This window comes from Algibacter sp. Ld11, assembly GCF_045066735.1.
In the GTDB taxonomy this organism is placed as follows: Bacteria; Bacteroidota; Bacteroidia; order Flavobacteriales; family Flavobacteriaceae; genus Algibacter.
Genome location: NZ_JBISHH010000015.1, coordinates 1 through 1305, shown reverse-complemented (window position 1 = coordinate 1305; position 1305 = coordinate 1). Strand labels below are relative to the sequence as shown.

Sequence of the window (1305 nt, the reverse complement as noted above, 5' to 3'; positions counted from 1 at the left end):
CAAGAACTGTGTTAAAAACCTATAAAAAAGCAGTTAATTTTTAAACAATATTCTTCTATTACGTTTTTATCCTAGAATAAAAACATATTGAAATAAATAATTTTATAACTAGGGTTTACCTTACTAAAACGCTTTCGTAGTTTTCGTCATACCACAAATGAGATTTAGCAATTGCAAAGGCCTGTTTTAGTAGCTTATTACAAACAGCAATCAAAGCTAATTTTTTGCTCTTCCCTTTGGCTACAATCCTGCTATAGAGCTCTCGACAAGCCTTATTATGTTTACTTGCTGAAAAACTACAAATAAATAATACTTTTCTCAACCGCCTATTTCCCATTTTACTTATTCTAGGTCGTGATCTTATACTACTTCCTGATTCTCTTATAATAGGTGTTAAACCTGCAAAAGAACAGAGTTCGGATGCGGTATTAAAACGTTCAAACCCATCAGTCAAAACTATTAAAAGAGCACTGGCTTTAGCTCCTAAACCTGGGATACTTTTTATGCGACTATGCAAGTCCTGATACTCTTGTTTTACTAATTTTAAAACGGTTATCTCCAGAGTTTCTATTTCTTTTTTATAAAATTTCAAGCTTCTATTTATCGACCGTATCACTCTAGGAACAGGACTGCCTTGGGCCTCTTCAGAATGCAATTTGTTTTTAAGAACTATTATCTCTTTGGTATATAAATTACTTAAACTTAATAGATGAGAACATTCTATTTGACTTTTAGTCTGACCTGTCCATAAGCTAGGTCTATTCATAATTGCATATTCATAAATCATTTTAGAATCACTCTTGTCTGTCTTTATTTTTGATAGTTTCATTTGAATGAACCGTTTTACAGACAAAGGATTTTCAACACTAACTTTAATATTATGCTCTATTAGGTAATACGCTAATCGCAAGTGATATACCCCTGTAGATTCCATAACGCAATGGGGATTACTTCCCATGAGTTTGATGAATCTCTTAAAGCCTGTAAGCTCATTACTAAACTGATGAAACAATCCATCGCTTCCCATTACATCAAAAACATCTTTACTAATGTCAATTCCAAAATAATTCGTATTTTCATTCATATTTAATATCTTATGAAGGAACATATCTACCGTGTTTTCTACAACTTAAAAACGAGATCCTTAGTCTCTTAGAACTGTACGAAATAATAGTAGAAAAGAGAGGGGATTCTCAAGAAAATCGAGATCTTGTCTCACTATACAAAATAACCTTAATCCTCTCTTTTTGTTCTTTCTGTTTATATACTTAAATTTAATATCTTTAATCAATAATCAAACTTAAG

The 1305-nt window shown here is 31.3% G+C and carries 1 protein-coding gene; it reads right to left on the bottom strand.

Features of this window, described 5'->3' with window-relative positions:
• Positions 1-115 precede the first annotated feature (115 nt).
• Entirely contained in the window at positions 116-1084 is a 969-nt protein-coding gene (locus ACJJV4_RS07555; RefSeq protein ID WP_405293051.1) for an IS110 family transposase, read from the bottom strand.
• Between the last annotated feature and the right edge of the window lie 221 nt (positions 1085-1305).

What these genes read in the sequence shown, in the direction of transcription:
- ACJJV4_RS07555 (WP_405293051.1), bottom strand. Translation starts at nt 1,084, where the DNA reads ATGAATGAAAATACGAATTATTTTGGAATTGACATTAGTAAAGATGTT.